Source organism: Nonomuraea sp. B10E15, assembly GCF_039871615.1.
Classification (GTDB): Bacteria; Actinomycetota; Actinomycetes; order Streptosporangiales; family Streptosporangiaceae; genus Nonomuraea.
In genome coordinates this window covers 92,933-116,793 of the sequence record NZ_JBDPMB010000004.1, presented here as the reverse complement: position 1 = coordinate 116,793, position 23,861 = coordinate 92,933, and the positions used below count along the sequence as shown (strand labels likewise).

The following is a 23,861-nucleotide window of genomic DNA, read 5'->3' as shown; positions in this document are numbered from 1 at the left end:
CGTCCTCATTCCTGACGAACCTCGCCTGCCACGCTGGTCGCACCCGGGCTGCGACCACAGGCTGACGCGCGTGACCCCCTCGACGCGTCGGCGTCGCGCGGGACCGCCGCCGGCGCCGGGCCGTGGCGCCGTCAGGGCAGGTTGGCCAGCGCCTGGCGGGCGGCCCGGAGCGCGCCGTCGCGGACGTCGTCGCTCACCTTCGGCTGCTCGCGCGCGGTGTGGGTGACCGTGAGGAGGGTGCGGCCGGATCTCAGCCACACGGTGGTCGCGGCGCTGTCACCGAAGTCGGAGACGGTCCCCTCGTCCTGCGCGAACGCCTCATCGCCCAGGCCCGGCACCTTCCGCACGGCGGAAACGGTCACGGTGGTGAGCTCCCCCTTGCCGACGCCGGCCTCCGACACCGCGGCGGCGCGGTGCAGGGCGAGGGTCTCCTCGGCGGTCTTCTCCTCCGGATAGCCGTTGATCTTGATGTCGAGTTGTGTACGTCCCCGCCAGGAGCAGGTGGTGGTGCCCTCGGGGGAGGGGGCGCCGCCCGTGAGAGCGGCCGCCTGCGCCTCGGTCAGCAGGGTGCACGGATCGGGGACGGCCGCGGCGGTGGGCGACGGGGGCGGCGTGGAGACGGAGGTCGCGGTCACCGGCCCGGTGGTCGGTCCTGTGGTCGGCCCTGTGGTCGGCCCGCTGGTCGTGGTGCCGGGTGGGCCGGTCGTCGTCGTGGCGTTCGTCATCAGCAGCGCGGCAGCCGTCACCGCCGACGCCGCCACCGCGCCCGCCACGGCGGCCGCCACCAGCGGTCGCCTCCGCCGGGCCGCCGGGAAGGCCGGCTGGAACGGGTGGTCCACGGTGTCGACCCCGTCCCGCCCGGTGCGCGGGCCCGGCGCATTCCCGCCGGGGAACGACGGGGAGGCCTGCCCGGGCGGGTACGCGGCGCCGCCCCGTCCGTGCTCCCCACCGGGTCCCCGAGCATGTTTCCTGGCACGTTTCCGGGGCGTGTCACTCCCGGTGCCGTCCGGAGTGACACCGGGGGTGACGCCGGCCTGGTCGGGGTGCGCCACCGCGTGCAGAGCCTGCCGGAACGCCTCGGTGTCAGGGCGTCGACCGGCATCCTTGGCCAGCACGGCCAGCAGCACCGGCCCCAGCGGGCCCGCGTGCGCCGGGGGAGGGGCCGGGTGGGTCAGGACGGCTCCGAGGGTCGCCAGCCGGTTGTCCCGGTGGAACGGCCCCCGGCCCTCGACGGCTGCGTACAGCGTCGCAGCCAGCGACCACAGGTCGGACGGCGGCCCGGCCGCGCGGTCGTTGCGCACCCGCTCGGGAGCCATGTAACCGGGCGAGCCCACCACCGCGTCCGCGGAGGTGAGCGCCGCCTCCCCGGAGCGCACGGCGATGCCGAAGTCGGTGAGGATCGCCCGGTCGCCCTCCGCCAGCAGCACGTTGGCGGGTTTGACGTCCCGGTGCAGCACGCCCCGCTCATGCGCCAGCGCCAGCGCCTCGAGCAGCTGCAGCCCGATCACCGCGGCCCGGCGTGGCGACAGCCGTTCGCCGCCGGCCAGCAACCGCTCCAGCGAGGGCCCGGACACCAGGTCCATGACGATCCACGGGCGGCCGTCGGCGACGAGCACGTCGTGCACGGTGATGATGGACGGGTGCGCCAGCCCGCCCGCCGCCCTGGCCTCCCGCATGGTGCGCTCGCACAGCTCCTGCCGGGCGTCGGCGGGCATGTGGGCGGGCAGGCGCACCTCCTTCACGGCCACCTCGCGGCCGAGCAGCTCGTCCCAGGCCCGCCAGACGATGCCCATGCCGCCCTCGCCCAGCGAGCTCCCCAGCCGGTAGCGCCCGGCGAGCGGAGCGTCAGTACTCACGGGCGAGCGCTTCCCCGACCCATCGGGCCGCCTGCACCGCCAGTTCGCGCATGCGCTGGTCCTCCTCCACGTCCCGTCCGTACTCGACCGTCACCACCGCGTTGCTGAACCGGAAGTGCACGGAGGCCCTGAAGCTCGGCTCCGAGTTCGTCGAGGCCACGTGGGTCAAGTCGGCCGTGAATGCTTCGTTGCCGAGCCCTTCCAGCTTCTGGGGCTCGCGGTAGACGATGCTGCCGTCCGTCGTGGCATGCACCATGCGATAGGCGGAGTCGCGAGCGTAACCGAATGTCCGCCGCGCCTCGGCGGGGTCTCCGCTCCGTTCGACGTCCACCTTCAGCCCGTAGACCAGCCGACCCGGTATGTCCGAGAGATCGGACTTCCAGTCGCAACTCCGCTGCTCGAACGCGAACGGCTTATCCCTGTCGGGCACCAGCTGGGCGAGCTGCTCATCCGTGAGGAGACGGCAGATGTCCGGCTGGGTGGTCACCTCACCCGTCCCCGAGTCCGCGCCCGGAGGGACGACCGGGGTCGCGGGCAGGTTCGCGGGCGGAGGAGTGCGGCCGGTCGCCGCAGGGGACGGGGTGCCGCCGCGCCCGCCTCCCGAGGACGGCCCGGCGGTGGAGGCGGCGACGGCCGCCGTACGGTCCGGGCCGAACGCCGCGGTGACACCCGCCGACGTTCCGGCCACCACGACGGCCAGGCACGCCGCGACCGCCGCCAGCGCCCACGGCCGCGCCTGCAGCGCGGGACGCCGGCCCAGCCGCAGCTCCACCGTGGTCTTACCGGTGACGCGGTCCGCCCGTCCCGCTGTGGCGATGTCCCGCATCGTCCGCTGCGCCGTCCACGCGTCGGGGCGCCGTGCCGGGTCCTCGGCGAGCAGCTCGTGCAGCAGCCGCCGCAACCGGGCCGCCGCGTCCTCCGTCTCCGCACCTGCGCCGGGGCGGTCGAGGCGCAGCGTGCCGGCGGGGCGATCACCACCTCCGCGCCGATCCTGCCCTCCGGTACCGGGACGGACCCGTACGGTCGGCGCCCGATCCTCTGGTGTCCCCACCCCGGCCGTCCGGCCAGACAGGCCTCCGGGGGCCGGAACGCCGGTGCCGTCTGCCCGGCTCGTCAGGCCTCCGCCGGCCGCTTGGCCCGGCACGCTTCCGCCGGCCGCGTCCTGGCCGGTCTCCGGTTGCTCGGGCGTGTCTCGTGCGGCTGCCTTCAGGTCGGGTGTGGTCCGGGTGGTGTCCGGTCCGTCGTGCCGTTCGGCCGCCGTCTGGTGAGCGCTGGTCTGGCCGGTGTCCGGCCGGTCGGGGACGTCCCGTTCGAGGGCCGGGCGGCCGGACGCCACCTTCCCGTGAACGGGACGGCCGGGGGCGGGTGGCGGAAGCGGGGCGCCGGTCGCGGTGAGGAGGGTGGCGGCCAGGGACCACAGGTCCGAGGCGGGAACCGGCACCGCGTTGGCGGCCCGGCACTCCGGCGCCGTGAAGGCGGGATCCGCGTCCCCCGTACCGAACCCGGTGAGCACCCACCGTCCCGAGCTCGGCTCCAGCACGTGGTCCGGCTGGACCGCTCCGTGCAACGCGCCCAGCGTGTGACCGGCGACCAGGGCCTCGAGCAGGTCCGCGCCCAGCGCCGCGACCTGCCCGGCGGGCAGCGGGCCGCGCTCCGCCACGAGCCGGCCCAGCGTGCGGCTTTCCGGCAGCTCGGCGACGAGCCACGAGCGGCCGTCCACGGTGAACACGTCGTGCACGGCGGCCACCGCCGGATGCCGCAGGCGTGCCGCCGCGAGGGCGCCGGGCAGGTCCCGCTCGTCGAGGGCGCGTACGGTCACGTCCCGGTGCAGCACCTCGTCCCTGGCCCGCCACACGGTGGTCCTCTCGCCGGCGTCGAGGGGGACGGTCAGCCGGTAGCGCTCGTTGAGCAGCGTGGTCATGTCAGCCCTTCCGCGACGTGGCGTGCCGCCGTCTCCGCGCACTTGCGCACGGAGCCGTCGGTGTCGGCGGTGACCGTGCTCGGCACGTCTCGCTCGCAGCGCAGCAGCATCGCCAGGTTGCGCACGTGGAACCAGACCTCCGTGTTCAGCCTGTTGTCGCCGGCCCATGACGAGACCTTGTCGCGTCCTGCGGCCAGGTCGCCCACGCCCGGCAGGTCGCGCGGCGGCAGCTCCCTGCCGCCCACGGCGGACGGGCCGGCCATGCTGGCAGCCTCCTGCCGCATGCCGATGACGTACTCGCGGGCCACGGCCGTCCCGTCGCCCAGCGGCCCCGGCTTCATCAGGAACGCCTTCAGGATGATCGAGTTCTTTCCGTCGTCCAGGGTCGACCACGAGCACTCGTTCGCTTCCAGCGGGGACTTCGTGTAGCCGGGGACCAGCTCCCGCGCCTGCTCCTCGGTGAGCCGGCTGCACGGTCGCGGGATGGAGGCGAAGGCGGCTCCTCCCCGCGTGGCCGTGGCGCTGGGGGAGGTGCCGACCGGTGCCGTGGCGGCAGGAGAAGCGCTCGCCGGACCCGCGGTGGAGGCGGCGGAGGACGCCGAGACGGGCGCGTACGTGGTGCGCGGCGCGGGCCCGGGGGAGCCGCTCAGCGACAGCGTCACGGCGACGGCCGGCGCCGCCACCACCAGGCTCAGCCCCGCCGCGGACAGCGCCACCATGCCGCCCCCCAGCCGGAGCGCCGGGCGCTGCCCGCCTCCGTGGAGCGTGTCGAGCGCGGCCGGCACGGCGGGCCGCCTGGCGGGGTCGCGGGCGAGCAGGGCGAGCAGCAGCGGCGCCAGCGCCCTCGCGCGCACCGGCGGGCGCGGCTCGCCCGCCAGCACCGCGCTCACCGTCGCCAGCCCGCCCTCGGGGAACGCGGGCACGCCCTCGACCGCCAGGTACAGGGTGGCGCCCAGCGACCACAGGTCGGACGCCGGAGCGGGCCCCGTTCCTGACAGGCATTCCGGGGCGGTGAAGCCCGGCGTGCCCCCGGAGCCGCCCCCGAAGAGCTCGGGCACCGCGCAGCCGTACCCGGTGAGCACGCCCCTGCCGGACGCGGTGAGCCAGACCGTGTCCGGCCGCACGCCCAGATGCGCCAGGCCGAGCGCGTGGCCGGCGGCGAGCGCGCCGAGCACGTCCGTGGCGATGGCGGTCACCTGCCCGGCAGGGAGCGGCCCTCGCTCGCGCACGGCCTGCGCCAGCGGCATGCCGTCGATCGGCTCGGAGACGAGCCAGGCCGCGCCGTCCGCCACGTACGCGTCGAGGAGGGGGTTGAGCGCCGGATGCGAGATCCGCGACGCGGCGCGGGCCCGCTGCACCGCCTTCAGCGCGAGCACGTCGCGCTCGCTCCCGGGCAGTTCCGGCGGCGAGGGCACCTCCCTGATCAGCACCTCTCTGAGCAACTGCCGGTCCGATGCGAGGAAGGCCCGCTCGCCCGCGGGCCGCGACATCCGGTAGCGGTCTCCCGGCGGGTTCATGCCGCCCTCTCCTCGAGCGCGGCGGCCGTCCAGCGCGCCGCCCGCAGCGCGCGTTCGCGGGTCCGCTCCGACGAGCCGGCCTTCATGTCGGTGTAGGTCACTTCCAGCAGCACGTTGCTGAGCCGGTAGGCGACGGTGGTGCTGATGACGTCCTCCTGGTGACGTACGAGCAGGTCGTAGGTGAGCGCTTCCGCCCCCAGCCCGGGGACGTCCGTGGAGCCTGTCTGGTCGGACTGCGTGCGCTGGGTGACGCCGATGGAGGGGCGGGTCCAGACGATCAGCCGCTTGTCGCCGCCGTGCAGATGGTTGCGCAGGTTGACGTAGGCGTCGTGGGCGTCGACGGGCTGGCTGTCCCACATCTCCGGATAGACCGTGCCGAACGGCTCCTCGCTGACGAACAGGCCCCTGCCCTCGACCGTCCACCGGCATCCGGTGCTGTCGCCGTTCTTGAACAGCGTGCCGCCGCGCGGTGAGGCGCCGGGCACGATCTCGGCGGCCTGCTCGGCGGTGACGAGCGTGCACAGGTCGATCGGGGCGGGGAACCTGGCCTGCTCCTCCTCCACCGGCTGGGCCACGGCGGACGGGGACGTGGCGGTGACGGAGACGGTGGGCGGCGGTGAGGCCACGGGAGGGGGATCCTCACCCCGCAGATTCGTGACGGCGAGCGTGCCGGCCGAGACGAGCAGCGCGGCCGTGCCCGCGGCCAGGATCAGCCGCCGGCGGCGCCCGCCCCCGCCGGCGAGCGGCAGGGTGCGCCGCCCGGAGGAGAACGGCAGGGCGCGCCGCCCGGAGGGAAGGGCGGCGGGCGCGGGCAGCGGCGGCGGTTCCGCGTCCTGGGCGATGCTCGCCAGCGTGCGGCGTACCAGCTCGGCGGCCGGGCGCTGGGCGGGCTCGCGCGCCAGCATGCGGGTCAGCAGCGGCCCGAGCGATCCCGACCGCCGGGGCGGTCGGGCCTCCTCCGTGAGGACCCTCGCCAGCACCGCCATCGCGTCGCCGCCCGGGTGGGCGGGCTCGCCCTCGGCCGCCTCGTACAGCGTCGCGGCCAGCGACCACAGGTCCGACTGCCGGCCGGGGCGCTCCCCGCGCAGCCGTTCGGGGGCGATGTAGCCGGGGGAGCCGACCAGCATCCCCGACTCGGTGATCGTCGCCTGGCCCTCCACCGTCGCGATGCCGAAGTCGGTCAGGATCGGTGCGCCGTCCTCCCCGACGAAGATGTTGGCCGGCTTGATGTCGCGGTGCAGCACGCCGGCGGCGTGGGCGGTGGCGAGCGCGTCCAGCACGCCGAGGCCGAGCCGTGCCACCTGGCGCACGGGCAGCGCTCCCGAGTCGCGGATCACCCGGTCGAGCGGCCGGCCGCGCAGCAGCCGCATGACGATCCACGGGCGGTCGTCCCTGGTGAGCACGTCGTGGACGGTGACGATGCCCGGGTGCTTGAGCCGGCTGGCCGCCTGCGCCTCCCGCACCATGCGGGCGCAGAGCTCGGCGCGCTCGCCGGGGCCGAGCTCGGGAGGGAGCCGTACTTCCTTGATCGCGACCTCCCGGTCCAGCCGCTCGTCGTGCGCGTGCCAGACCGTGCCCATGCCGCCGGTGCCTATCGGCGAAACGAGGCGGTAGCGACCCGCCAGTAAGCGGTCCTCAACACTCGACATCCCGCCAGCGTAGAAAGGAGCGATATAAATCCGCTTTAGATGCCATGCGTGCGGTCTCCCGCGGCGCGGCCTCGCCGTGCGACGATCGATCAAGCACCCCCTTCGCACAGCCCAGGCAGGAGGGACGGATGTCCGGTCTGTCGTTCGAGCCGCTGACTCCGACGAGCTTCCTCGAACGGTCGGCGACCGTGTTCGCGCGGCGCCCGGCGGTGCTCGACGGCGCGCTGACGCTCACCTACGCCGAGCTGTGGCAGCGGGTACGGCAGGTCGCCGGCGGCCTGGCCGGGGCGGGGGTGCGCCCCGGCGACCGGGTGGCCGTGCTCGCCGCCAACGGCCACATGCCGCTGGAGGCGACCTTCGCGGTGCCGGCGGCCGGCGCCGTCCTGGTGCCGATGAACATCCGCCTGTCGCCCGGCGAGCTGGCCTACATCCTCGACCACGCCGAGGTGTCGGTGCTCCTGCACGACGACGGCCTCGCCTCCACGGCGCGGGCGGCGGCCGGCGCGAGCGCGGCGCGACCGCTGCTCCTGCCGCCCGCCGCGTACGACGCGTTGCGGGCCGGCGCCGAGCCGCTCCTGATCCCGGTGGAGGACGAGCTGGCGCCGCTGTCGATCAACTACACGAGCGGGACCACGGGCCGGCCGAAAGGGGTCGTCTACCACCACAGGGGCGCCTACCTCCAGGCGATGGCGATGGCGCTGCACGCCAGGCTCGACGCGGCCAGCGGCTACCTGTGGACGCTGCCCATGTTCCACTGCCACGGGTGGTGCTTCCCCTGGGCGGTCACCCTGGCCGGCGGCCGGCACGTCTGCCTGCCCAAGGTGGAGCCGGGCCAGGCCTGGCGCCTGATCCGCGAGCACCGCGTCACCCACCTGTGCGGCGCCCCGACCGTGCTCACGTCGCTGCTGGCCCACCAGGACGCGCCTGCCGGCCCTCTCGACCCGCGCCTGCTCGCCTGCGTGGGCGGCGCGCCACCGAGCCCCGCGCTGCTCGGGCGCGCCCTGGAAGCGGGCATCGACGTCATCCACCTGTACGGGCTCACCGAGACGTACGGGCCCGCGGCCATCTGCCAGCCGCAGCCGGAATGGGCGGACCTGGACGCCGCCGAGCGGGCGGCGCTGACCGCGCGGCAGGGCGTGGGCAACGTGGTCGCCCAGCGCGTCCGGGTCGTCGACGCGCACGGCGACGACGTGCCGGCCGACGCCGCCACCGTCGGCGAGATCGCGATGCGCGGCAACGACGTCATGGTGGGCTACCACCGGGACCCTGCCGCCACCGGCAGGGCCGCACCCGACGGCTGGTTCCGTACGGGCGACCTGGCGGTGAGCCACCCCGACGGCTACGTGCAGGTCGTCGACCGCGCCAAGGACGTGATCATCTCAGGCGGCGAGAACATCGCCTCCGTCGAGGTGGAGAACGCCCTGGTGAGCCATCCGGCCGTGCAGGAGGCCGCGGTCGTCGCGCGGCCCGACCCGCACTGGGGCGAGGTGCCGGTCGCGTACGTCAGCCTGGCCGCCGGCGCGAGCGTCACCGAGGGCGAGCTGGTCGAGCACGTCAGGGGGCGCCTCGCCCACTTCAAGGCGCCCCGGGAGGTGGCCTTCTGCGACCTGCCCAAGACCTCGACCGGCAAGATCCAGAAGGCCGTGCTCAGGGAACGCGCGGCCGGCGGGCCCGGTCAGGCGAGCTCGACGTAATCGAGCTCCGCCCACCGCGTCAGATGTTGCAGGCGCAACGTGTTCCACCCCGGGGCCAGGGTGACCGTCGCCCTGACCTGCGTCCAGTTGTCCCAGCCGCGGTCGGGATAGTTCACGGTCGCCCGCGCCGACCCGTTCACGGTCAGGGCGTGCTGGGCGTCGCCGTATCCGGCGGCGTACGCCACGTTCGCGGTGTAGTCGCCGCCCACCGGCGCGAACACCCTGATGTCGACCCAGCTGTCGGCGTGGTCCAGCTTCGCCACCACGGCGCCCTGCGACGCGCCGGCCGCGCCGGTGCGGACCTCCGCGTGGTTGACCGTGCCGCGCTCGGCCTCGTAGCGGACCCGGCTGCCGCGCACGACGGGAAGGTCGCCGGCCCAGCCCAGGTCCGCGGTGTACATCCAGCGCGCGTTGCCGACCCAGCCGTGGAAGAAGACGCGATCGCCCAGCACGTCGGTGCCTCCCGGGCCCTGCACCGCGCCGTCGAAGGTGCCGGTCGTCATGAGCGGCCGGTACGCCTTGGTGTAGGGGCCGGTGAGCGAGGGGGAGGTGGCGTAGCTCGTGAAGTAGGAGTTGCCCGTGTAGGAGCCGCCCGAGTAGAACAGCATGTACCGGGACGGGCGTTTGACGAGCACCGGCGCCTCGATCACGCCGGCCTCTTCCGGGCGGTCGTTGCGGATGAGCTCCCTCCTTGCCCCGATGAAGGTGACGCCGTCGGCCGCCACCTGCTGCAGCCAGATGACGGCGGGCTTGCCCACGGCGTTGCCGTCGTTCTTGTACAGCAGGTAGCGCGTGCCGTCGGTGTCGACGAAGCTCGACGGGTCGATGTCGCCGCCCTCGGCGGGGTCGCAGGCGAGCGGGCCGTCGCCGACGGGGCGGAACGGGCCGAGGGGGGTGGGCGACAGCGCGGCGCCGATGCACATGCGCTTGGTCGCGGTGCTCGGGCCGGTGAAGTACATGAGGTACTGCCCGTCCGCGCGCCGGGTCACGTCGGGCGCCCAGAAACCGCCGTCGCCCGCCCAGGACGGCTTGTCGGGCAGCGCGTCACCGCGCACGGTCCACGGCCCGGTCGGCGACGGCGCGCCGGCCACCTGGATGCGGCCGGCCCGGCTGCTGGTCGAGTAGGCGTAGAAGGTGGATCCGGCCTGGATGACGTCGGGGTCGGGGAAGTCGGCCTCGATGATCGACGGCGGCGGGACGGCGGCGGACGCCGCGCCGGCCGCACCCCCGCCTGCCGCGAACGTCGCCATCAGAGCCTCCTGAGGGGACCGTCGCCTTCAGGTGATGGGGGAGTCGGGAGCGGGAGGGCTGCCAGGGCCCGGGCGTTCAGTGGCAGAACCTCGGGCACCCTCGCCTCCTGCGGGTCGGATGGTGCTTGTGCTTTCGGGCATCGGTCAGGGCTTGGCCGTCGTCTCTCGCGTAAGCGGGGCGAGAAGCCGCTTCCTTCAGGGAGCGGAGGAGTCACGAGGGGTAACACCAGCAGGAGCCGGCCGGGCAAGGACATGGGATCCTCCCATCCACCGCGCGCCGGCGGGCGTCCGCGTCGAGACGGCCGGCGAGCGATCATCACGCGTTCCTGACCGATGCTCTCACAGGGGTCAAGGGTCACGGTCCGGGGTGACTGGCCGGCCGCACCTCAGGTCAAGCGCCATCGTCCGGTGCGATGAGCCGCCACGCTCCGGGGCGTACCGTCCAGGACCGGACGGGCGCGGCCGGCAGCAGTTCCCCGTCGGCGTTGGCCGGCACGGGCTCGCCCTCGATGACGACCGAGCTCGCTTTCACGGTGACGACGTCGCCGCGCTCGAGGTGCTCGCCGCGCCGCATCCGCAGCCCGTACGCGAGCCGTGCCCAGGGGGAGACGGCGAAGGAGACGACGACGTCGGCCAGCCCGTCGTCCGGGCACGCGTCCGGCGCCAGCGGGGTGCCGCCGCCGATCGTGGCGCCGTTGCCGACGCCCACCATGAGCACGCGCCGGCGGCCGGACGCGACGACGACGCCGTCGGCGCGCACCCGCAGGCGCCAGCCCCGGCTGCGGATCCCCGCGAGCAGCGCGCCCGCGGAGTAGGCGGCCCGGCGCAGCACCGGCTTGAGCGGGGCCGCCTGCTGCGAGGCCAGCGCGCCCACGCCGACGTGCACGGCGTTCATCACGATCCCGCCCTCGTCGTCGACCAGCAGGTCGAGCGGCCGCTCGGTGCCGCGCAGCACCAGCAGCGCGGCCTTCTCCGGGTCCAGCGGGAGGCCCAGCGAGCGCGCCAGGTCGTTGCCGGTGCCCATCGGGACCAGCCCCACCGGCCGGTCGGCGAGCTCGCCGCGGGCGAAGAGGGCCGCCAGCACCGCGTGCAGGGTCCCGTCGCCGCCCAGCACCACGGGGTCGCGGCCGGGGTGCCGGGCCAGGACGCGGTCGACGTCTCCGGGCGCCGCCACGACGGGAGCCACGACGTCGGCCTCGCTCTCCAGCGTGCGCAGCACCGCCTGCCGCGTCTCGTCGTCGTCGCCGCCCGCCGCCGGATTGCCGATCGCCATCAGCCTGCGCGCCATCTCGCCCGCCTCTCCGTCGCCCTGGTCCGCCCCGGTTCCCCCGGCAGGCCCGGCGAAACCCGGCGCGCCGCGCGTGCTTTCGCGGGCCGGGCCCGTCCGCCGCGCGCGCACCGCCCGCTTGATAATGACTGACCAGTCAGTCATTATTGTGGCATGACCCCCAAGAGAGTCGACAAGGCCGAGCGGCGGGAGCAGATCCTGGCCGCCGCCGTCCGGATGTTCGCCCGCAAGGGCTTCGCGGCCACCCGCATCGACGACGTCGCCGCCGAGGCGGGCATCGCGAAGGGCAGCGTCTACCTGTACTTCGACAGTCGCGACGAGCTGCTGAAGGCCGCGTTCGAAGCGCACGCCGCCCGGGTCGCCGCGCTGCTGGCACATGCCGACGCCGGCGCCGACCCGCTCGACAGGCTGGAGGAGCTGATCGGCGCCACGCTGACGATGCTGGTCGCCGATGCCGACCTGGCCCGCGTCCAGCTCGACGTGTGGAACGCCCCCTTGGACATGGCGGGCCTGGACATGGCGGGCCTCTACCGCGACTACCGCACGACGGTCGCCGGCCTGCTGTGCCGGGCCGCGATCCGCCCCGGTCTCGACCCCGATCACGCCGCTGCCGTCATCGTCGGCGCGGTCGAGGGCTGCCTGGTGCAGTGCCTCGCCGACCCCGAGCTCGACCTGGGCGAGCTGGCCGGGCCGATCGTCCAGATCTGCGTGCGGAGCCTGCGATGAGCCGGATCGACGACGTCCTGATAGCGCCCGGCGCGACCGGCGTCGACCGGCTCCTCTGCTACGGCGCAGCCGTGGCCGGCGCGGCGCTCGCGCTCCACCGGGCCTTGGACGCGCACTGGCCCTGGCCGGCGGTCGTGGTCATCACGATCGTCGCCCTCGACCTGTACGGCGGAGCCGTCGTCAACGCCACGGCGGCGGCCAAGCGCAAATACCACGCCCCCGGCCGGACGGCCAGGCATCACCTGATCTTCGTCGGCATCCATGTCCAACCCTTCCTCATGGCGTGGCTCGTCCCGGGGTTCACCTGGGGCGCCGCCCTGGCGATCTACCTGATCGCGTGGGGAGGGGCCGCCGTCCTGCAGTTCGCGCCGCCGGGCGTGCGCCACCCGGCGGCCTTCGCGATCGCCGTGCTCGGCCTCACGCTGGTCACCGTCCCGCAGGCCGTCGCCTGGTTCACGCCGGTGCTCCTGATCAAGCTCCTGCTCTCCTACCTGCAGCCCGGCGCCATGGAGAGCTCCCGGAAGCCGGCGTGACGCCCGCCGCGGCGCGGCAGCCCGTCGTCACGCCGGATGGACAGAATATGTAGATCGGTCTACTCTTCCTTCATGGCTGTCAAAGGAGACCAGACGCGGGCGCGGCTGATCGACGCCGCGCGCATGCTGGTCGAGGAGCGGGGCTACTACGGCACGGGCCTCAACGAGGTGATCGACGCAGGCCGGGCGCCCAGGGGCTCGCTCTACCACCACTTCCCCGGCGGCAAGGAGCAGTTGGCGGCCGAGGCCGTCGCCGCGTCCGGCCGGGAGGTCGACGCCCTCATCAGGAGCCTGGCGGACGAGGCCGCCGGCACCGGTGCGCTCATCGACGCCGTGCTGGACGCGCTGGCCGGCCGGATGGAGGCGGCCGGCTATGCGAAGGGCTGCCCGATCGCCACGGTCGCCCTGGAGGTGGCGGCCACCCACGACGCGCTCCAGCAGGTCTGCGCCGACGCCTACGACGGCTGGGAGCGGGCGCTGGCCGACCGCCTGGTCGCCGACGGACGCCCTCCTGCGGAGGCCGAGGACCTGGCCGGTTCCCTGCTCGCCCTGATCGAGGGGGCACTCGTCCTGGCCCGCGCCCGGCGCAGCCTGGTGCCCGTCGAGCGGGCGCGACGGGTGGTGGCGGTCCTGCTCGGCGCCTGAGCGCGGCGCTCACGGCCTCGGTCACCGGCTCGGTCACCGCCTTGGACCGACTCATTGATCATTGATGGTCAGTTCGTTCGCGGCTGCCGCCGTTCACACCGGCGCTACGAGCGCCGGGCTGATCACTGCGCGTCCCTCGTGGCGATCGCTGCAGCCCTCATGTGTTACCGCCGACTGGCCGAATGAGTCGCGGTCTCATCAGTCGGTTCCCACATCGGCCAGAAGCCTCGCCGTGCCCTCGGGCGCCTCCACCGGGAAGTGGTGGCTGCCCAGCTCGATGAGAACGATGTCGAGCCGGTCCCCGTAGCGGTCGATCGCTTCCTGCGTCACCAGGTCACGGATCGCGAACACGGTGATCGGCTGCTTCGTCTCGCGCAGCGCCGCGTCCATGTCCCAGCGCATGAGCCCTTCGAGGGAACGCAGCCCCGCGGGCTGCCGTACGGCGACCATCTTCTCGAAGTACGTTTCCTTGAGAGCCGGATCGGTCCCCGCCGGCGAGCCTCCCTCGACGAGGCCCCGCACCCCGGCGGCGAAGTCCTCCTGGAACAGGCGCAGCATCGCTTCGACCTGCTCTTCGCTCATCGCCGGGAACAGGGACAGATAGTGCAGCGCGTCGAGTGCCACCACCCGCGAGACCGTATCGGGAAGCAGCCGGCCGACCTCGACAGCGACCGCCCCACCGAGGGAGTGCCCGGCCACGACCGCCTTGTCCACCGACTCGGCCTCCAGCACGGCCGCCACGTCGCGGGCGAACTCCTCCATCGTCCATAGCTTCCGCGTCGACCGCGACTCGCCGTGCTCGGCGAGGTCGATCGCGAGGACACGGTGGTTCTTGGGCAGATGGTCGGTCACCGCGTCGAAGTCGCCGCGGTCGCACGCCCAGCCGTGGATGAGAGCCAGGGTCGGTCCTCCGGCCGGACCGCTGGCCGTGTACCGGATGGTCGTGTGGTCCGCTCGCCGGACCCCCAGGTGCTTCTTGCTCCTGCTTGTCTCCGTCACGATGTCTCCTTGTCACTTGTTACGCATGTGCTGGTGGAGCAGGGCGGGCGCGGGCTCTCACCCGCACGTGGCCATGACGGTGCGGCGCTCGGCCCGTAGCTGGTTCAGGCGCAGGGCGAAGGCGGAGAACGTGATCACCGCGATGGCCAGCGCGTAGATCATGGTGGCGGTCCTCAGTCCCAGGGCGGTGACGGCGATTCCGCCGAGTACGGCGGGCACGCTGTTGCCCAGGTAGTTGATGGTGTTCGCCAGGGCGAAGACCGCGCTGCGCTCGTGCGGCCTGGCGATCCGGGCGAAAGTGCCGAACGTCGCCAGCACCGACGCGCCGAAGCCGAGACCCGCGACGACGGTGCCGGTGGCGGCGAGCCAGGCGAGGCCCTGCGCGACCCCACCGAGCGAGATCAGGGTGCCCAGCCCGAGCATCGCGGACGAGGGAGCCAGCAGCCAGGAGGCGGGCCGGGAGCGGAGCAGGAAGACCGCGAGTGCTCCGGTTCCGGCCAGGAGCGTCACGACGACGCCGCCGATCAGGTGGTTGTGCAGCCCCAGCGACTCGGCCGCGACGGACGGGCCGAGCGAGAGGTACATCCCGGCCAGGGCCCAGGTGGCGATCATCGCCGGCACCACTGGGACGATGTCGGCGCGTAGGTGCGCGGGCATCGCGACCCGGGGTCGCAGGGAGGCGACGGCTCCCGGCCGGCGCGGCGACGTCTCCGGGACGAGGGCGACGACCACCGCCGCCAGCAGCATCCCGCCGAGCAGCAGCGCGTAGACCAGCCGGGTCGGGGCGGGGCCGGACTCCACCAGCGCGCCACTGCCGAGAGCACCGGCAGCGAGCCCGGTCAGGGGAGCCACCGAGGTGACGACGCCCGCCCGCCCCCGGGACGGCTCGAGATCGACCAGCGTGGCGCTCAGCGTCGTCGTCGCCGCCCCGGTCGCGATGCCCTGCAACACCCGAGCGGCCGACAGGACGAGTACGTTCCCTGCGACCAGGAACAGGACGAGCGCGATCACCTCCAGTGCGATCGTCGCGGCGAGCACCGGCCGGCGGCCGAGATGGTCGGACAGTGCTCCGACGACGAGCAACGAGCCGAGCAGGCCGAACACGTACAGGGCGAAGACGACCGTCAGAACCCACGCCGCGAACTGCCACTGCTGCTGGTAGATGACATAGATCGGGGACGGGGCGCTGGACGCGGCCAGAAAGAGCACGAGGACGGCGGCCACGGAAGAGAAGGCCCCCTTCCGAGGCACGCGGAAGTGCGGACCGCCGACGAGCGGTGCGGGGAGGTCAGAAGGCTCAACAGACATGAACATCTCGCAGTGATCGTTGCGTTAGTGGCTTCAAGGTAACACAAACGCAGTGATCATTGCGATTAAAAAGCAGTGATCAGTGCGATACTGGTCGCATGCGTCCTGCGCCTTCCTCATCTCGCACCGAGAGCCGGCCCGGCGGCCGCTCCGCCCGGGTCCGCGCCGCCGTCCACCAGGCCGTCCGCGAACTGCTCGGCGACGAGGCCGGCGAACTCACGATCCCGGTGATAGCCGCCCGCGCAGGCGTGCACGCCACCACGGTCTACCGCCGCTGGGGCTCCGTCGGAGACCTGCTCGCCGACGTCGCGACCAGCCGCTTCTCCGGAGATATCGTGGTGCCGGACACCGGAAGCCTGCGCGAGGACCTCGAACGCTTCGCCTCCGACCTCGCCAAGGACCTCAGCGACCCGGACACCCTCACCCTGGTGCGAGCCATCGTCGGCACGGGCGGTGAGAACGCCAGCGCGTGCCGCGCGGAACGCCAGCGGCAGCTCGAAGCCATGCTCGAACGGGAACAGGCCCGGGGTAACGAGACCCCGCCCATCGAACGCGCCACGGACGCCCTGCTCGCCCCCCTCTACTACCGCGCCGTCTTCACCGACCAGGCCCCTACTCCCGAATGGGCACGCACCCTGGTGTCACACCTGCTGCCGGACTGACGACACCCACACCGCGTTCCCCCGACCGGGCGAACATGCGCACACCCGGTTCGTCGCCCCGACCTGGTGGCGCGCGAACCCCGGTGCGCCCTTGGCCGCCGCCCGGTTCCTGTTTCATCGATGCGTGCTGAGCGAGGGTCTGGTGTCAGCGACGGCACCACCCCCCATGGCTGACCTGGTGACAGCGGTGCGTCCCGCGTCAACGTCGCGGCCCTCAGAATATGTAGATCGGTCTAGAGAAGAGCTTCATCATGGACCAACCGGACACTCTGGTCACCGGGGCGCGCTCGCGCCGCAGGACGAGGCCCGGCTGGACTCCGTACGGGACGTCTTCAACACCGCCGGCGTGTACCGCTTCGGCCTGGGCCGCGACGAGGCCCGGCGGGTCAACGTCGACGGCGTCGTGAACGTCCTGCGCTGGGCCGCCCGCCCGCCCGCGCCTGCGGCGCCTGGTCCACATCTCCGGATACCGCGTGGGGGCGGGCGAGCCGCCCTCCGAGCACGACCTGGCCGGGCTCTACCGGCGCCTGGGCGCGTACGAGGCCTCGAAGCGCGAGGGCGACGCCACGGTGCGGAGGGCGGCGGCGGAACGGGGCATCCCCCTGACGGTGGTCAATCCCGCCACCGTGATCGGCCACTCGGCCACCGGCGAGTCCGACCAGTACCTCGGCCTGGCCGGCCTGGTGGAGCGCCTGTGGTCGGGACGGCTCCCGGCGCTGCCCGGCTCGCGGCACACGTACGTGCCCGTGGTCACCGCCGACCACCTGGCCCGCTTCCTGGCCGCCGTCCCCGAGCACGATCGAGGGCCCTTCCGCGCGCACTGGGTCCTCGACGACGACACCTCCGAGCTGCCCGAGCTGATGGCGCTGCTGGCACGGCACCTCGGGCTGCGCGGACCGCGCGTGCTCCTGCCGGCCGGACTCGTCCGCCGCCTGCCCCGCGCGCTGACCGGAGCCGAGCCCGAGTCGCTGGACTTCCTGTCGGAGGACCGCTACGACACCTCGTCGGCCGGCGCGCTGGCGCCGGTCCGGCCGCCTGGCTCGCCGCGCTCCTGGCTCCCGTACGGACCCGGCCGGTCCTCGTGGCACATTCGGCGGGCGCCGCGCCCGCGCTGCGCTACGCGCACGCCCATCCCGAACGGCTCTCCGGTCTCGTGCTCGTCTCGCCCTACTTCCTCCAGCGCCGCCCGCCATGGCCCCAGCGCACCGGGGTGCTCGCCGGCCCCTTGCTGCGCGCGGCCTCAGCCGCGCGGCTCGCCAGGGCGCTGCTCGGCCCCGGCGCCACCGCCGGGCCGGCGCTGGAGAGCGCGGCCGCCCAGGTGCGGCGTCCTGGCGTCGCGCGGCGCACCGCGCGCCGGCTGGCAGGAGCGCAGCGGCCGGCCGAGCGGGCCGAACTGCGCGCTCTGGCGGCCACCTGCCCGGTGCCCGTACGCGTCGTCGCCGGCGAACACGACCCGCTCGTGGGCGACGCCCTCGACGTCCCGGTCACCATCGTCAAGGGGGCGGGGCACCACCCGCAGCTCACCCACCCCGCCCAGGTGGCCGCCGCCGCCAACGCGGGCCTGTCCATGACCGGCCGGTCACGGGTGACCCCGAAGAACGTCGACCGGACCGAGCGGCGTTCACCTGGCGCGCCACTCTGACGATCTACCTGGTCGCGGGGCAACCCGCCGTCGTGGAGATCTCCCAGAACCCGGCGTAGCGCCCGCCGCGGCGCAGCAGCTCGTCGTGACCTCCTTCCTCGACGATCCGGCCGCCGTCCACGAAGACGACACGATCGGCACGCCGGACGGTCCGCATGCGGTGCGCCACCATCACCACCGTCCGGCCCGCCATGAGGCGCTCGATCCCCTCGTGGACGGCCGCCTCGTTCTCCGGGTCCAGCGCGGAGGTCACCTCGTCCAGCAGCACGATGGGCGCGTCCTTCAGCAGCGCCCGCGCGATCGAGACCCGCTGGCGCTCGCCGCCCGACAGCAGCGCGCCGCCCTCGCCGACGTTGGCCGCCCATCCGCCGGGCAGCCGCTCGATCACCTCGTCCAGCCGCGCCGCGGCCGCCGCCGCCCGCACCTCCGCCTCGCCGGCGCCGGGACGGCCGAGACGTACGTTCTCCTCGATCGTGCCGTCGAAGAGGTAGACGTCCTGGAAGACGATGGCGATCCGCGCCATCAGCACCTCCGTGTCGATCGAGCGCACGTCCACCCCTCCCACGCGCACCGCGCCCGCGTCCACGTCGTAGAAGCGCGCGAGCAACTGCAGCAGGGTGCTCTTGCCCGCACCCGACGGTCCGACGACGGCGAGCCGCTGTCCCTGCGGCACGGACAACGACACGTCGTCGAACACCGTACGAGCGCCGTGCCGGAAGGTGACGGACGCGAGCTCCAGGCCATGGCCCGCCGGTTCGACCGGGTCGGCGGGCTCCGGCAGCGGCTCGGCGCTCAACACCCTGTCGAGCCTGTCCAGCTCGGACCGGGCGCCGCGCAGCCGGCCGCCGATGTCCGACAACGACAGCAGCGGGTCGGCGCAGCGGGCGGCCAGCACCAGGATCGTCAGCACCTCCGCCGCGCCGATGGACCCGCCGAGCACGAGGTAGGCGCCCAGGACCAGCAGCACGGTGAAGATCGCCTGCACGACGAGCGTCAACCCCACCATGCCGGGCAGCGTGGCCAGCACGCTACGCCGGGACGCGCGCTGGACTCCCCGCAGCGAGTCGTCGAGCAGCGCGAAGCGCTCCACGGTCCGCCCGCCGGCCCGCAGCACCGGCTGGGCCTGGACATACTCGATGACCCGCCCGGCCGCCTCGTGGTCGCGCTCGTGGCGCTCGTCGTCGGTGGCGGCCATCGAGCGGGCCGTCCAGACCTGGATGGCCGCCACGACGGGCACGGCGGCCAGCGCGGCCACCCCCATGCGCCGGTCGAGGACGAGCATCACGGCGACGATGGCCAGCGGAGTCACCACGGCGGAGATGAACGGCGCCAGCAGATGCGCCGCCACGCTCATCGCCGCCAGCAGCCCGCGACCCGCCATGAGGGACACCTCGCCGACCCGGCCGGCGGTGTACCAGCCGATGGGCAGGCGGGCCAGATGCTCGCCGAGGCGGTGGTACAGGCCGCGCAACATCGTGGTCCCGACCCGCATGCCGGACAGGTCGCTGGTGTAGCGCAGCACGGCGTAGCCGGCGACCGCGGCCCCGAACGCGGCCAGCCACGGCCAGGCGTCCGCGGGCGTGTCCCCGAGCAGCGCCCGCAGCACGGGAACCAGCAGCGCGTAGGACAGGCCCTCGGCCGTCGCGGTGATCGTCATGAGGGCCATGGTGCGGCGCATCGGCCCGGCGAACTCGTGTCCGAGCACGCGCAGCAGCATGCGGATCATCAGGGCTCATCTCCTTGTCGTACGTCGCCGGGGGTGCCGCTCGTGCCGGCGACCGCCGACCGGTGGGATCGCCAGAACGCGGCGAACCTTCCGTTCCGTGCCAGGAGTTCGGCGGGGCTGCCGCGTTCGGCGATCGAGCCGTTCTCCAGCATCACGACGGTGTCGGCGTCGGCGACCGTCTCCAGGCGGTGGGCGATGACCAGGATCGTCCGATCGCCCTCCAGCGTCGCCAGGGCCCGGCGTACCGCCTGCTCGGTCTGCGGGTCGGCGAACGCGGTCGCCTCGTCGAGCACCAGAACGGGCGCGTCGGCCAGCAGCGCGCGGGCGATCGCGATGCGCTGCGCCTCGCCGCCCGACAGCCGCGCGTCGTCCCCGAGCACGGTGTCGTACCCCCGCGGCAGCTCCAGGACGCGATCGTGGATGCCGGCCAGCCGGGCGACGCGGACCACGTCGTCGCGGTCGGCGTGCGGCACCGCGAGGGCGATGTTGTCGGCGACCGAGGCGCGCAGCAGGCGCACGTCCTGGAAGACGAAGGAGACCCTCCGGTAGAGCTCCCGGCTGCCGAGCTCGCGCAGATCGACGCCGCCGAGGAGGACCGAGCCGTGGTCCGGGTCGAAGAACCGCGGCAGCAGCTGGACCAGCGTGGACTTCCCGCTTCCCGACGGCCCGACGACCGCGGTGACCGTCCCCGGTTCGAGTACCAGGTCGATCCCGCGCAGCACCTCGTGACCCTCGTCGTAACCGAACCGGACGTCACGCAACTCCACCCGGTGCCCCTGCGGCGCGACCGGGTCGTCAGGCTCCGGCAGCGAGGGCACCTCGAGCACGTCCTTGATCCGGCCGACCGCCCGCCGGGCGGCCTGCAGGTCGTCGAAGCCGTGACCGAGGGCCGCCACGGGCGCGGTCAGGCCCAGTCCGAGCAGCAGGAAGGGCAGCAGGTCGGCCGGGGCCATGCCGCCGGACGTGATCAGGGCCGCCCCGCCGATCAGCACGACCAGCAGCACGAACGGCGGCGACAGCGCCAGCTGCATGCCCGCCGCGATCAGGGACATGCTGCGCACCCACCGGAAGAAGACGCTGACGAAATCGTCGGCGGCCTCGAGGAACGTGCGGTGGGCGCGTCCGGATCCGCCGAACGTCTTGACCACCGCGATCCCCTGGACCAGCTCGACGGCGGAACTCGCGATCCGCCCCATGGCCGCGTCGAACTCCTCCTGCTCGCGCAGCCGGGCGGGCAGCATCATCAGCGGGACCAGCGACACCGCCATGGCCACCGGGATCAGCGTGATCAGCGTCAGCCGCCAGTCGACGGAGGCCAGGTAGACCAGCGACACCAGCGGCACCACGAAGGCGGAGACCAGCTCGCCGGGGGAGTGGGCGATGAACGGGTGCACGGCGCTCACGTCCTCGCCCACTACCTTGGCCAGCTCTCCGGTCCCGCGCCTCGAGAACCAGCCCATCGGTACGCGCCCCAGCCGCTCCGCCAGCTGCCGGCGGAACGTCAGCTGCACCTGGCCGTCGATGACGTGCCCGATCCCCGACGAAGCGGCCGTGAACAGCAGCCGGACGAGCAGGCCGGCCGCGCCCGCGATCACCACGGACCAGACATGGCCGTGGTCGGCGGGGCCCGGCGACAGCAGGACACGGCCCAGCTCGACGACCGCGAGCAGCGGCGCCAGGCCCGCGAGGGAGCCGATCGCCTGCGACAGGACGACAGCGGCGAGACCCCATCCGTAAGGGCGCAGCAGCCGTGCCATGGGCGGCGGCGTCACCCGGCCAGTCCGCGGCGGAGTGCGGCGCCGAGTTCGGCGATCTGGCGCTGGGAGACCTCGGCGGACAGGATGGCCTGTGAGCCGTGGAAGGTGCCGGGCCACTGGTGGAGTTCGACCGATACGCCTGCCTGGAGCAGGCGGGCGGCGTAGGCGATGTCCTCGTCGCGGTTGGGGCACAGTTCGGCGGTGGCGATGTAGGCGGGGGGCAGGCCGGTCAGGTCGCCGGCGCGGGCAGGGGCGGCGTAGGGGGTGGCGGGGGCGTCGCCGAGGTAGTGGCGCCAGGCGGCGGTGACCTTGTCGCGGGTCATCCAGGGGGTGTCGGTGAAGGCGCGGGCGGACCAGGTTTCCTGGCGGTCGTCGAGGCCGGGCTGGTTGAGCAGCTGGAAGCGGATGGACGGGCCGTGCTCGTCGCGGGCCCGCAGGGTCAGGCCGGCGGCCAGTCCGGCGCCGGCGCTGTGGCCGCCGACGGCGATGCGGGCAGGGTCCAGTCCGAGGCTGGTGGCGTGCTCGGCCGTCCAGCGGAGCACGGCGTAGGCGTCGTCCAGGGCGGCGGGGAAGGGGTGTTCGGGGGCCAGGCGGTAGCCGACCGAGATCACCACCGTGCCGGAGACGTTGGCGAGCCGGGCGGCCCAGGGGTGCTCGGTCTCCAGGTCGCCCATGACCCAGCCGCCGCCGTGCAGCCACACGACGGCGCCCTGCGCCGCCTGCCGGGGACGGTAGACGCGCACCGGCACGTCGGGCTCGGCGGGGACCATGTGGTCCTCGATCTCCAGGTCCGAGGTGTCCGGCGGCGCCACCGCGGCGGCCAGGGCGGCGAAGTCCTTCCGCTCGGCGATCGGATCACGAAGATCCGACTGGGGGAACAGCGGGATGAAGGCTTCCAGTTCGGGATCCATACAGCTCATCCTGGCCGCGGCCGCCCCGCGCCATCATCCGCCAACCGTCGCCGATCGCCACTGGGTCGCGCGCCGATCGTCGCGTACCCTTCCGGGCATGGAGGCACTGGCCGTACGGTTGTCGCACCTCGACACGGAAGCCGGTGGCGCGATCCGGGTCGTCATGTTCTACGACACGCTGATGCGCCGCCGGGTGGATCTCCCCGCGCTCGCCCGGGCGTCGGCCAACCTGGCCGGGTGCGTGACCGGGATACGGCTCCACGGCCCGGGACGCGTCATCCGCTACTCGCCCGACGGCGGGCAGGCGGCGGACCCGCCGTCCCCCGCGTCCACCACGGCGCCGATCACCCTCGACGACGAGGAGATCGGCACGGTCTGGCTGGAACGCGCCGCCCCTCCCGTCCTGCTCGACGAACTCCTGCTCGACCGGCTCGCCATCGCCGCCGCGGCCGTCGTCGAGAGGTACGGCCCCGCCAGCACCACCATGGCCGACCCTGCCCTCGTCGAACTCGCGATCAGCCCCGGCAGCGAGGAGGCCGCCAGAGCGCGGGCGCTGCGCCTGCTGGGATTCGCCGCCGACCTGCCCGTCCGCGTCGCCGCCGTACGCTCGCAGCTCCCGCTCGACCAGGTCGGCGGCCTGATCTGCCCGTCGCGCCCGGTCAAGGCGGCGCCGCTCGGCGGCGTGGGCGTCATCCTGGCCACCACCGTCGACCAGAGCCGGTTCCCCGCGGACGTGCGGGCGGGCATCGGCGCCGCGGCGAGCCCCTGCACGTCCTGGCAGCAGGCCCGCACCGCGCTGCGCTACTCCACCCCGCGCCGGCCGGTCATCCACTACGACGACCTGGGCGCGCTGGCCCTCCTGGCCGAGATCCCCCCGGACGTCGCGCGCGGCAACGCCGACGTGGCCGCGATCGCCCGCATAGCCGGCACCCCGGAGGATCTGGAGACCCTGGACGCCTACTGCGCCACCGGCTCCCTGCGCCAGGCCGCCGACCTCCTCCACCTGCACCACAGCAGCATCGCCCGCCGGCTCGAACAGATCGGCAAGGCCCTGGCCATCGACCTCACGGAACCGGCCGGGCTGACCCGCGCCAGAATCGCCCTCACCGCATGGCGGCTCCTCGACGCGTGAGCGACGCCCGCCGTGCGGCTCTCGCACGGGCGGCGGGCAGCCACCCCTGGGACGTTCCGCCGAACGCCAGGATCCGCCTGCCTTCCGGCGCGGGCGGACCCGGGCCTTCCCCTTACCCGAACTGGCCGGGCTGGTAGTCGCCGGCAGGCTGCTGGGTGATGACGTTCAGGCGGTTGTAGGCGTTGATGGTGGCGATGAGCGTCACCAGGGCGGTGAGCTGCTCCTCGTCATAGTGCTTGGCGGCGTTCGCCCAGACCTCGTCGGAGACGCCGCCGGCCGCGTCCGCGAGGCGGGTGCCCTCCTCCGCCAGCTCCAGGGCGGCTCGCTCGGCCTCGGTGAACACCGTCGCCTCCCGCCAGGCCGCGACCAGGTTGAGCCGCACCGAGCTCTCCCCGGCGTGCGCGGCGTCCTTGGTGTGCATGTCGATGCAGAAGGCGCAGCCGTTGATCTGGCTGGCGCGCAGCTGCACCAGTTCCCGCGTCGCCGCCGGCAGGCTCGAGTCCGCGACCACCTTGCTCACCGCGACGAAGTGCTTCATCGCCTTGGCCGCGAGCTGGCTGCCGAAAACGTTCAGACGAGCATCCATGGTGGCTCCTTGTCGTCGTTGCTGGTCGTCTTACTGACGGGCCTGCCCGGCGATGTGTG

At 73.9% G+C, this 23,861-nt stretch carries 20 protein-coding genes; 7 read left to right on the top strand and 13 right to left on the bottom strand.

Annotated features, from left to right (window positions below; genetic code table 11):
- Positions 1-131 precede the first annotated feature (131 nt).
- The 4 genes from ABGB14_RS16125 to ABGB14_RS16110 are packed head-to-tail and all read right to left on the bottom strand — an operon-like array spanning position 132 to position 6,943.
- Complete coding sequence (locus ABGB14_RS16125; protein WP_347644460.1) at positions 132-1,856, bottom strand: protein kinase; 1,725 nt, start codon at positions 1,854-1,856, stop codon at positions 132-134.
- Positions 1,846-3,777 (bottom strand): hypothetical protein, encoded by a 1,932-nt coding sequence (locus ABGB14_RS16120; protein ID WP_347644459.1) that lies wholly within the window; start codon positions 3,775-3,777, stop codon positions 1,846-1,848. Before ABGB14_RS16120 ends, ABGB14_RS16125 begins: the two co-directional genes overlap by 11 nt.
- Positions 3,774-5,294, bottom strand: a complete 1,521-nt coding sequence (locus ABGB14_RS16115) for a hypothetical protein (RefSeq protein WP_347644458.1) — start codon at positions 5,292-5,294, stop codon at positions 3,774-3,776. The genes ABGB14_RS16120 and ABGB14_RS16115 overlap by 4 nt, the downstream gene beginning before the upstream one ends.
- Positions 5,291-6,943 (bottom strand): serine/threonine-protein kinase, encoded by a 1,653-nt coding sequence (locus ABGB14_RS16110; RefSeq protein WP_347644457.1) that lies wholly within the window; start codon positions 6,941-6,943, stop codon positions 5,291-5,293. The genes ABGB14_RS16115 and ABGB14_RS16110 overlap by 4 nt, the downstream gene beginning before the upstream one ends.
- A gap of 128 nt (positions 6,944-7,071) precedes the next feature.
- Between ABGB14_RS16110 and ABGB14_RS16105 the strand changes: the two genes are divergently transcribed.
- Positions 7,072-8,637 carry an AMP-binding protein gene (locus ABGB14_RS16105; RefSeq protein WP_347644456.1) on the top strand — a complete coding sequence of 522 codons (1,566 nt, stop codon included), beginning with the start codon at positions 7,072-7,074 and terminating at the stop codon, positions 8,635-8,637.
- Here ABGB14_RS16105 and ABGB14_RS16100 read toward each other — a convergent pair.
- Positions 8,619-9,887 carry a family 43 glycosylhydrolase gene (locus tag ABGB14_RS16100; protein WP_347644455.1) on the bottom strand — a complete coding sequence of 423 codons (1,269 nt, stop codon included), beginning with the start codon at positions 9,885-9,887 and terminating at the stop codon, positions 8,619-8,621. The two genes, ABGB14_RS16105 and ABGB14_RS16100, sit on opposite strands and share 19 nt — an antisense overlap.
- 391 nt (positions 9,888-10,278) lie before the next feature.
- Entirely contained in the window at positions 10,279-11,319 is a 1,041-nt protein-coding gene (locus ABGB14_RS16095) for a diacylglycerol kinase family protein (protein WP_347644454.1), read from the bottom strand.
- Positions 11,320-11,328: 9 nt separating this feature from the next.
- Between ABGB14_RS16095 and ABGB14_RS16090 the strand changes: the two genes are divergently transcribed.
- The 3 genes from ABGB14_RS16090 to ABGB14_RS16080 all read left to right on the top strand — a co-directional run bounded on the left by ABGB14_RS16090 (position 11,329) and on the right by ABGB14_RS16080 (position 13,079).
- Positions 11,329-11,901 (top strand): helix-turn-helix domain-containing protein, encoded by a 573-nt coding sequence (locus ABGB14_RS16090; protein ID WP_347644453.1) that lies wholly within the window; start codon positions 11,329-11,331, stop codon positions 11,899-11,901.
- Positions 11,898-12,434, top strand: coding sequence for a hypothetical protein (locus ABGB14_RS16085; protein WP_347644452.1), 537 nt, complete (start codon positions 11,898-11,900; stop codon positions 12,432-12,434). Before ABGB14_RS16090 ends, ABGB14_RS16085 begins: the two co-directional genes overlap by 4 nt.
- Before the next feature lie 72 nt (positions 12,435-12,506).
- Positions 12,507-13,079 (top strand): TetR/AcrR family transcriptional regulator, encoded by a 573-nt coding sequence (locus ABGB14_RS16080; protein WP_347644451.1) that lies wholly within the window; start codon positions 12,507-12,509, stop codon positions 13,077-13,079.
- A gap of 198 nt (positions 13,080-13,277) precedes the next feature.
- On the opposite strand, the gene ABGB14_RS16075 is transcribed toward ABGB14_RS16080, so the two are convergent.
- Complete coding sequence (locus ABGB14_RS16075; RefSeq protein WP_347644450.1) at positions 13,278-14,078, bottom strand: alpha/beta hydrolase; 801 nt, start codon at positions 14,076-14,078, stop codon at positions 13,278-13,280.
- 57 nt (positions 14,079-14,135) lie between these two features.
- Positions 14,136-15,302: an MFS transporter gene (locus ABGB14_RS16070; RefSeq protein ID WP_347644449.1), complete on the bottom strand. Its 1,167-nt coding sequence runs from the start codon at positions 15,300-15,302 to the stop codon at positions 14,136-14,138.
- 182 nt (positions 15,303-15,484) lie between these two features.
- Here ABGB14_RS16070 and ABGB14_RS16065 point away from each other — a divergent pair, with 182 nt between their 5' ends.
- Complete coding sequence (locus ABGB14_RS16065) at positions 15,485-16,048, top strand: TetR-like C-terminal domain-containing protein (protein WP_347644448.1); 564 nt, start codon at positions 15,485-15,487, stop codon at positions 16,046-16,048.
- A 517-nt stretch (positions 16,049-16,565) separates the two neighbouring features.
- Here the strand turns inward: ABGB14_RS16065 and ABGB14_RS16060 are convergent.
- The gene (locus ABGB14_RS16060) at positions 16,566-16,802 is read right to left on the bottom strand and encodes a hypothetical protein (protein ID WP_347644798.1); all 237 of its coding nucleotides are present in this window, start codon (positions 16,800-16,802) and stop codon (positions 16,566-16,568) included.
- Between ABGB14_RS16060 and ABGB14_RS16055 the strand changes: the two genes are divergently transcribed.
- On the top strand, positions 16,743-17,690 hold the full coding sequence (locus ABGB14_RS16055; RefSeq protein ID WP_347644447.1) for an alpha/beta hydrolase: 948 nt from the start codon (positions 16,743-16,745) through the stop codon (positions 17,688-17,690). The two genes, ABGB14_RS16060 and ABGB14_RS16055, sit on opposite strands and share 60 nt — an antisense overlap.
- A gap of 4 nt (positions 17,691-17,694) precedes the next feature.
- Here the strand turns inward: ABGB14_RS16055 and ABGB14_RS16050 are convergent, their stop codons facing one another.
- From ABGB14_RS16050 to ABGB14_RS16040, 3 genes are read right to left on the bottom strand one after another with little or no spacing between them, the layout of a single operon-like run.
- Positions 17,695-19,416 carry an ABC transporter ATP-binding protein gene (locus ABGB14_RS16050; protein WP_347644446.1) on the bottom strand — a complete coding sequence of 574 codons (1,722 nt, stop codon included), beginning with the start codon at positions 19,414-19,416 and terminating at the stop codon, positions 17,695-17,697.
- Positions 19,416-21,173, bottom strand: coding sequence for an ABC transporter ATP-binding protein (locus tag ABGB14_RS16045; protein WP_347644445.1), 1,758 nt, complete (start codon positions 21,171-21,173; stop codon positions 19,416-19,418). The genes ABGB14_RS16050 and ABGB14_RS16045 overlap by 1 nt, the downstream gene beginning before the upstream one ends.
- Positions 21,174-21,184: 11 nt before the next feature.
- Positions 21,185-22,084: an alpha/beta hydrolase gene (locus ABGB14_RS16040; protein WP_347644444.1), complete on the bottom strand. Its 900-nt coding sequence runs from the start codon at positions 22,082-22,084 to the stop codon at positions 21,185-21,187.
- Between the two features lie 97 nt (positions 22,085-22,181).
- Here ABGB14_RS16040 and ABGB14_RS16035 point away from each other — a divergent pair, with 97 nt between their 5' ends.
- Positions 22,182-23,216: a helix-turn-helix domain-containing protein gene (locus ABGB14_RS16035; RefSeq protein ID WP_347644443.1), complete on the top strand. Its 1,035-nt coding sequence runs from the start codon at positions 22,182-22,184 to the stop codon at positions 23,214-23,216.
- 112 nt (positions 23,217-23,328) lie between these two features.
- Here the strand turns inward: ABGB14_RS16035 and ABGB14_RS16030 are convergent, their stop codons facing one another.
- Positions 23,329-23,802 (bottom strand): carboxymuconolactone decarboxylase family protein, encoded by a 474-nt coding sequence (locus tag ABGB14_RS16030; RefSeq protein WP_347644442.1) that lies wholly within the window; start codon positions 23,800-23,802, stop codon positions 23,329-23,331.
- Positions 23,803-23,861 lie beyond the last annotated feature (59 nt).